The organism is Pedobacter ghigonis (genome assembly GCF_903166585.1).
Lineage (GTDB): Bacteria > Bacteroidota > Bacteroidia > Sphingobacteriales > Sphingobacteriaceae > Pedobacter > Pedobacter ghigonis.
The window spans coordinates 172,051-180,098 of record NZ_CAESCM010000014.1 but is presented as its reverse complement, the minus strand read 5'-3'; the positions used below and the strand labels follow the sequence as shown (position 1 = coordinate 180,098).

Below are 8,048 nucleotides of genomic sequence, written 5' to 3'. Positions count from 1 at the left end.
ATCTTTCAATGCTAAGATCAAAGCCTTTAGAGCAACATCGAGAGGTGTAAGGGATGTTAAATTCTTCTTATTCAGATTATCGAAAATATATGCATAAAAGATATCCCCCCAACTTTTCCGCTTGATCCCGAAAAACCCTTCACAGGCATAAAAACCAGAAAAAACACAAAGATTGAACCCGTCAATAACAATGCGTTTTTTAATTTGCTAGGCACCCGAAAGTACCCGCACAAAAATAATTGCTTCATTTGCCAATTAGCTTTTAATGAGTAAATCAAATAAGATTATAATAGGTAAAAGATGAATGCGATGCACTCCTAACTGCCTGTTGCCATGGGCCACAGTCGATTTTCAGCGATAGCAGGATGATCTGCTTTAGAATAAGTTGTAAATTTCCTCATATATTTTGGTTGGTTTGGTTAGCGGAAACCAGGAGCTAGAAAAAGAATCAGACGACTATTGAATTGTTGTTTATCATGAATAAGCGGTTAAGCCTCTCCATGCTGGAATATAAACCAATTTCTATCCTATCCTATACTATCCTATTATTTCCAGATACAATGATAAACAAAAAAATTAATATTCCAAATGGGTAGGTGAAATTTCGATTTATTAGTTGATTGGTTCATTGGCCATTAGTTCATTAGTCTCACCCATAGCCAATCCGTCATTTCGAGCGAAGCATAGCGCAGCCGAGAACCACGGAGTGCTCAGCGAAGCTAAATCTTTTTAGATTATTTCATTAGTCCCACCCAGAGCCAATCCGTCATTTTGAGCGAAGCATAGCGCAGCCGAGAACCACGGAGTGCTCAGCGAAGCTAAATCTTTTTAGATTATTTCATTAGTCCCACCCAGAGCCAATCCGTCTTTTTGAGCGAAGCATAGCGCAGCCGAGAAATCTTTTTAGTTTATCATCATTAGTCCCACCCATAGCCAATCCGTCATTTCGAGCGAAGCTAAATCTACTTAAAGATCCCTCCGTTTCGCTTTGCTCCATCCGATAGCTATCGGATCGAGATGACGGATCTTTTTATTAAATCTCATCTAGTAGTTAATTGGTTGAAACGTGCATTTTCTTATCTCAGCCCGCGTCTGATAATTGATTATTAAACAATGGTTATTGCGAATTGACAATTGCCAACTGATAATTGAAAACTGTCCACCAACTACGCCAGCATGTAAGAAGAGAAAATAAAAAACACCAAAGCCATTAAGGCAATTAACACCACGTGGTAATAGTGTCTGCTGCGCCAGGGGATAATTTCAATTTTGTTATCGAGTACCAGCCTGTAAGGGTTTTGGTTAGGGTACATTTTTGAAATGGCCAGCATCAGTAAAATGGTGATGATAAAAATAATAGCCAGGGTATGCAGGTAGTGCAAATGGATAGCAAATACCCACTCGCTTAACACATAGCAGGTAATAAAAAAGAGCATCCCGATTTTAGCTGCAATGGGCGGCATCTTTTTGGTAATGAAACCTATGAAAATGATGGTAAAAATGGGCAGGCTGAAAATTGCACTTATTTTTTGCAGGTACTCGTAAAAGCCATTTCTCGAAAAGATGATAAATGGTGCAAAAGCCATAGCGAACAACGACACCGAAATTTGAAACATCCGTCCCGTACGCAACAGGCTTTTATCCGATAGTGCTTTCCCACGTTTCTCCATATAAGGTTTATATAAATTCAGGAGAAACAAAGTGCTCGAACTGTTTAAGCCCGCATTAAAGGTAGTAATAGCTGCACCGAAAAGAACGCAGGCCGATAATCCCATTAAAAGTGGTGGCAATACATCTTTAATCAGCAAGGGAAATACCTGATTGGTATTGGTTAAAACCGGATATAAATGCACAGCAATTAAACCCGGTATATTAATCATTAAAGGACATAATAACTTGGCAAAACAGGTTAAAGCAATCCCTTTTTGACCTTCTTCTAAACTTTTGGCAGCCAGCACCTGCTGAACAATGTATTGCTCCATACCCCAGTAATACAGGTTCACAATCAGCATCCCGGTAAACAAAGTAGAAAAAGGAACGGCATCTTTACTGCTCCCAATGGCATTAAGGTGCTCTTTTTTGGTCGAGAGCACGGTAGAAAGTCCGCCGAAAAAATCGCCCTGACCGAGATAGCGCAAACCGTAGTAGGGCAATGCTACAATTAAGATCAACATACCGGCACTTAAAACCGTATCAGAAATGGTAATCGCTTTAAAACCGCCCAAAATGGTATAAACAGAACCGATCAACCCCATAATCCACACAAAAAACCAGATACTTTCCCAGTAAGAGAGATGGAAACCAGAAAGATCGATCAGGTTGCTGAAAGCCACTGCCCCACCGTACAAAACCGCTGGCAACAGGTTAATGATATAGCTGAACAGGAAAACAACCGAAACCAGTGTTTTAGTCTGCGGATCGTAACGTTTCTCTAAAAAATCTGGAATGGTGCGAATGCCCGTTTTAAAATAGATGGGTATAAAAAATTCCGACACAATGATCATGGCCAGGATAGACGATATGCCCCAGCCAATAACCGACATGTTGTTGATGTAAACCGATTCGTTTTCGCCGATAAACTGGTTGGCGCTGATGTTGCTAAAAAACAGCGAAGCCCCGATAATTATAAAACCATTGCTCCTGTTGGCAAAGAAAAAACCGGTAATGGTAGAGCGCTGGCTATGGCGGGTTTTAAAATAAGAAATGGTTGCGGCCAAAACCGTAAACAAAATGAAACTGATAATTGCTGTCGTTCCCACGCCCTTGCTGCTAAAGTGAGTTCCTTCTGATCAGTTTATTTTCCATCACATGCTTAACCGGGTTTAAGCTCAGCACAAACTCAGCCGCCAAACGCCCCATTTCGGCAAAATCGATCGAAAAGGTGGTAATGCCATCAAAAATGATCTCTTTCACATTATCGTCGTTATGCGAAATGATGCCCAAATCTTTCCCCACTTTTAAGCCCTTAACTTTGGTATCTTTCAGCATTTCCCAAAGCTCGAGGTTGTGGATGGTAAAGTACACCTTATCCGGAGCGATGCTTCCGGCTTCGTAATGGTTTTTGATTACCCCGTTAATGTTAAACTCTTTTATAAAAAAAACGCTTAAAGGAAATCAGCACCTCATTGGGTTCTGCTGACGAAGGTTTAAAAAAGAAAACAAATTCAGAAAATTCCTTAATGCGGGGCGCAAGCTGTAAAAAAGCATTATACGATGCATTTTCAAACTCCTGTACAATGTAAGAGTACTCCCCTTTCAGTGCTACATAGCGATCCACAATCAGCAGTTTTTCTTTGGGTAGCTGTTCAAGTACCGCTTTCGCCTCATTACTTTCTATCGGCGCAATTACGTACAAGCCATACTGACCTTTGTTGCTGTTGATAATGGATTCGAAAACACTGAAGTTATTGTGGTGGAAATATACATCTACCTGAATGTTTTCGCCCAGGTGATCGCGGAAATTTTGATAAAAGGTTTCCTGAAAAGTATCAAAGGCATAAATCAATAAACATACCTTCAGGTGCTGTTCGGTATCATCAGTAGCTACAAAATAGCCCCGCCGGTTTTTCGACTCTACAATACCCCTGCTAATCAGCTCTTTATAAGCCTTACCAATGGTTTCTTTGGCATAGCCCGTTTCGCGCATCATTTCATTAACCGAAGGCAAAATATCGCCTTTGGCAATGTGTTTATGGTTTAAGCTGTTAATAATCCCCTGCACCAGCTGTTCATGTTTCGAAAAAGCATTAATAATGCTTAAATCCTTGATTTCGTTGAACAGTTTTTCCTTATTCATGCAGCGTTATGTGGTTAGTAATCGTTTTAGTGAAGCTAATTTTGCTCGAAATATAAAAATTTAATGGTGATTATCTATTAAAATTTAATTTCATCACGCCAGATGTTACCATCTGGCATGATTAGATTTTAACTTTTAGTTTGTTACATCGCGAGATCTGTCAGATGGTAACATCTGACAACACACAAAGCCCCGAAGGAAGTTTAGCAAGACGCTAAACTTTATAGTATATTTGAAACGCATGAAAAAGAAAACATTTAAGATTCCGCACAAAGTAATATGGCTGAGTTCTTTTTTTCTGGGTGTACTCACTTCCATTCCCAAAATTGCCGAACACCGCTTTAATATATATGAAGCGCTTGCCGATGCAGCCGTAACCTTTCTTTTTGCCGTATTAATCTGGTATTATAACGTTTTTACCCTCCCTGCTTACACTTCTCGCGATGTAGCCAGCGGTTTTTCGGTAATGCGGCTCATTAAAGGTCTTTTCTTCGGGATACTTTTAATGTTTTTACTGTCCTGCCTGCAACAATATTTGCTCAGTTCCATTCACTTTGGCCCTGTAATGCTGATGTTTGAGGTAAGGGGAATTTTGGTAAACATTACCTTTTACATGTTTTTGAACCTGCTGTACCAGAACTACCAGAACCAGCAGGTAGGTATCGAACTCGAACGTACCAAAGCAGATAACCTGGGTGCCCAATACGAACTCTTAAAACAACAGGTTAATCCGCACTTCCTTTTCAACAGCCTCAATACGCTGAAATACATGGTAGAAAGTAACGATAAACATAGCGTAGAATTTATCCTTAAACTTTCAGATTTTTACCGTTTTACGCTGGAAAGCCGCAAGCACGACCTGATTAAACTGGCCGAAGAACTTGATATTTTAGAAGCTTATCTCTTTTTGTTAAAGGCCCGCTTTGAAGATGGCATTGATCTCTCAATTGATATTGATAAAAATTACCAGCAATCGCTCATTCCGCCTTTTACGCTCCAGCTTTTGATCGAAAACTGCATTAAGCACAATGTGCTCTCACTGTACAAGCCCCTGCACATTAAGTTATATGTGGATGGTGATTTTATTGTGGTAGAGAACAAAATCCAGCCCAAGCGTACCCCCGAGGCCTCTACCGGAATTGGTCTCGAAAACATTAACCAGCGCTACAGTCATTTGCTGAACAAAGAGATTATCATTACCAAAACAGACACCCATTTTAGTATAAAACTTCCCCTTATACATGAAGATTATCATCATTGAAGACGAGCTGAAGGCTGCCAAGTCTTTATCAAACCTGATCAATAAAATACGTCCGAAAGCACAGGTTGTAGCTAACCTGCAAAGTATTGACGATACGGTGCATTATTTCACGGAAAACGAGCAACCCGATCTGATTTTTATGGACATCCAGTTATCGGACGGCCTTTCCTTTGAAATTTTTCAATCGGTAAAAATCAGTTGTCCCGTAATTTTTTGTACCGCTTATGGCGAGTACGCGATGGATGCCATTAAAGCCAATGGTATTGATTATCTGCTTAAACCTTTTTCGCAGGAAGACCTGCAAAAGGCCTTTGAAAAGGTAGATCAGTTTCAGAATTTTTTCCAGCAAAACAAGCTCCCGGATATGGACGAGCTGATTAAACGAATTGGGCCAAACGAAGGGAAAAAGAGCTTTCTGGTGTTCAAACACAATAAATATACAACGGTTCCGACCGAGCAGATTGCTTTTATCTACATCCGCAACGATTCGCCAACCATTATGACCTTGAAAGAGGAAGAATATACCCTGAACCAATCGCTGGATACCATACAGGGGCAACTTTCTGCTCTGCAGTTCTTTAGGCTTAACCGCCAGTATATTGTTAATTTTAGCGCGATCAAGGAAGTAGAGCACTATTTCGACCGTAAACTATTTGTTAAACTGGTTATTCCCTCGCCCGAAAAACTGCTGATTGGGAAAGAAAAAACAACCGCATTTTTAAACTGGCTGGAGAACAGGTAAACTAACCGGAAAATTGTTGTTCGAGAATGTGCCTGATTTCCTCACGCACCTCCTTATGTCCGGCTGTTTCATTTTCAATTACCGGCAGCTGGAGCAACCTTGGCTTGCTGCAAATATCCGACATTACGATCGATAAGGCGGCCATACAGCATAAGGTAACATCGGGGTTTAAAGTTAAACTAATCATCATCTGATAAAAAAAACGGAGGCATATTTAAACATCTGCCTCCGCGGTTAAATTGATTACACTAAATTAATTTCGACAGGGATATTGCCTTTGGTAGCTTTTGAATACGGACAGGTTTGGTGTGCAGTATCGGTTAGCAACCTGGCTTCCTCAGTAGATAAGCCGGGTAGGCTTACATTTAACCTGGCTTGCAAGCTGTATGCGCCATCAGTTACACAAAGATCCACCTCAGCATCAACCGCAAGACCGGCAGGTAAAGCTATTTTGTGCTTTGCAGCGGCCAGTCCGATTGCGCCAATAAAACATGCCGACCAACCCGCAGCAAACAGCTGCTCAGGGTTTGTGCCTTTACCGTTTGAACCTGGCGAAGAAAGGGCAATTTCTAATTTTCCATCAGTACTTTTTGAGTTGCCATCTCTACCACCTGTAGTGTGTGTTTTTCCTGTATATAATACTTTTGTGTTTAAATCCACTGTAGGATTTCCGTTTTGATTATTTTCCATTGTATTGTGTTTTTTAAATTTGTTATTCAAAATTATTGCTTAATCAGCGGGCTAACGACCATAATCGGGTGAGTCAGGCAGATTACCCGCTAAGCCGGACATTTGCCGGGTTGAGTTTTTTATCAGTTTTTATTCTTCTCCATCAGGCAGAAAGCCGTTTTTCTTTTTCCTTGTAATTTCCATCACCATTTCGCATTGCTGAACATTTCGTTCGAAAGGCGGAGTAAGCAGAAATAACATGGAGAGCATTGAAACTAATGTTACCATAAATTTGCTGTGGCTTTTTTTGATTGTATTTTCCATGGCTGTAAAGGTTTAATGATGTAAACTGGCATTGTTGTTTGATTCAAATTGGGTCGCTTTAGTAGCCGCGATAAGCTTACCGGTAGTTTGGTTTTGCAGCAAACCAATAATTTCCCAGTCTTTTTCGTTGTAGCCTTTTGGCAATGAAACCGAAACCGCTCCGCTTCCCTCAGCGCTGATCTTTTCGCTTTGCAACTTCCGTACAATCTGCACATGCGATAAGGTTCTCCCTTCGTTTTCGCCTCTGGCTACTCGGGTACTGGCAGCTTTTTGTACAAGAGCAATTAACAGTTTACTGCCTTTTATTTCGCCCGAAGCCTGATAATTTACCTTAAAGTCCTGATCAGTTTGATGCCACTGGAGTTTCAGCTCCGCGCTTGCTTTGGTACCCAGCTGGGTCGAAATGGCATTGCGAATGCTGGCTTCTTCCGAACCGATAAATTCGTTTGCACCATTAACAATTACCTGTGGGGTATAAATTTGAGGCAACCCTAGCCACTGCCCATACTGCGCCTGCCTTTTCGAATATTCCGGATTCCCGAAAGTGTCTTTCCAGCCTAATCGATCGAAATAATCGACATGGTAGGCCAATACAAACAAATCTTTTCCGGCTGATTCTTTTTCCAGTCTGGCCAAAAGCTCATCGGCAGGCGGACAGCTCGAACAACCCTCAGAAGTAAACAATTCGACCACAGCAAAACCCTTTCCGGGCATTTTAACCGTGCTATCTTTTTCAGGAGTTTTATACATTGCCGCAAAGGCCGTAATGGAAAGCGTAATAACAAGGAAGAAATTAGCCAACCATAAAATTTTCGTTATTTTCATGTTTCTGTGTTTTTTTGTTGCTCAAAACTATCTCAAAAAACCCTCCCGGCAACCTACAAAATAGCCAGACTAGGCATATTAAGGCATGAAATAGTAAGTAAGCAAACTGAACCGGACAGTGGAATTTGGAAATTGTCAAAATCATCCCCCTGCCCCCTTCAAAGGGGGACGAGATTAACTCATTACCCCCCAAAACCGCCATGCCGCGTATCCTCCATCCGTCATGCTGAACTTGTTTCAGCATCTCCCCTGTTACACCATATCCCCCAACATGCTGATCCGATAGATATCGCATTCCTTTCAGCATCTCTCCTATTATTCCTCAATATTTTTTTTACCATATAAGGCATTTAAGAACAAAACAACTTAAATGTCCTTACGTGTCTTAGGTGGTTAATTAATTCATACGTATCGCCAAAATCATCCCCCTG

The 8,048-nt window shown here is 40.9% G+C and carries 9 protein-coding genes; 2 read left to right on the top strand and 7 right to left on the bottom strand.

Annotated features, from left to right (window positions below; translation table 11 throughout):
* Nucleotides 1–1,166: 1,166 nt before the first annotated feature.
* The 3 genes from HWV58_RS19100 to HWV58_RS19095 all read right to left on the bottom strand — a co-directional run bounded on the left by HWV58_RS19100 (nt 1,167) and on the right by HWV58_RS19095 (nt 3,796).
* On the bottom strand, nt 1,167–2,759 hold the full coding sequence (locus HWV58_RS19100) for a solute:sodium symporter family transporter (protein ID WP_175635620.1): 1,593 nt from the start codon (nt 2,757–2,759) through the stop codon (nt 1,167–1,169).
* Nucleotides 2,760–2,769: 10 nt separating this feature from the next.
* Entirely contained in the window at nt 2,770–2,988 is a 219-nt protein-coding gene (locus tag HWV58_RS24315; protein WP_217707031.1) for a substrate-binding domain-containing protein, read from the bottom strand.
* A 91-nt stretch (nt 2,989–3,079) separates the two neighbouring features.
* Nucleotides 3,080–3,796: a winged helix-turn-helix domain-containing protein gene (locus HWV58_RS19095; protein WP_217707030.1), complete on the bottom strand. Its 717-nt coding sequence runs from the start codon at nt 3,794–3,796 to the stop codon at nt 3,080–3,082.
* Between the two features lie 241 nt (nt 3,797–4,037).
* Here HWV58_RS19095 and HWV58_RS19090 point away from each other — a divergent pair, with 241 nt between their 5' ends.
* Both HWV58_RS19090 and HWV58_RS19085 read left to right on the top strand, forming a co-directional pair.
* Nucleotides 4,038–5,057, top strand: coding sequence for a sensor histidine kinase (locus HWV58_RS19090; RefSeq protein ID WP_175635619.1), 1,020 nt, complete (start codon nt 4,038–4,040; stop codon nt 5,055–5,057).
* Nucleotides 5,038–5,799, top strand: coding sequence for a LytR/AlgR family response regulator transcription factor (locus HWV58_RS19085; protein ID WP_175635618.1), 762 nt, complete (start codon nt 5,038–5,040; stop codon nt 5,797–5,799). Before HWV58_RS19090 ends, HWV58_RS19085 begins: the two co-directional genes overlap by 20 nt.
* Before the next feature lies 1 nt (nt 5,800).
* On the opposite strand, the gene HWV58_RS19080 is transcribed toward HWV58_RS19085, so the two are convergent.
* The 4 genes from HWV58_RS19080 to HWV58_RS19065 all read right to left on the bottom strand — a co-directional run bounded on the left by HWV58_RS19080 (nt 5,801) and on the right by HWV58_RS19065 (nt 7,617).
* Nucleotides 5,801–5,989 (bottom strand): hypothetical protein, encoded by a 189-nt coding sequence (locus HWV58_RS19080; protein ID WP_175635617.1) that lies wholly within the window; start codon nt 5,987–5,989, stop codon nt 5,801–5,803.
* 53 nt (nt 5,990–6,042) lie between these two features.
* Entirely contained in the window at nt 6,043–6,489 is a 447-nt protein-coding gene (locus HWV58_RS19075; protein WP_175635616.1) for an organic hydroperoxide resistance protein, read from the bottom strand.
* 129 nt (nt 6,490–6,618) lie between these two features.
* On the bottom strand, nt 6,619–6,792 hold the full coding sequence (locus HWV58_RS19070) for a hypothetical protein (protein ID WP_175635615.1): 174 nt from the start codon (nt 6,790–6,792) through the stop codon (nt 6,619–6,621).
* Between the two features lie 12 nt (nt 6,793–6,804).
* Nucleotides 6,805–7,617 (bottom strand): DUF1223 domain-containing protein, encoded by an 813-nt coding sequence (locus HWV58_RS19065; RefSeq protein WP_175635614.1) that lies wholly within the window; start codon nt 7,615–7,617, stop codon nt 6,805–6,807.
* Between the last annotated feature and the right edge of the window lie 431 nt (nt 7,618–8,048).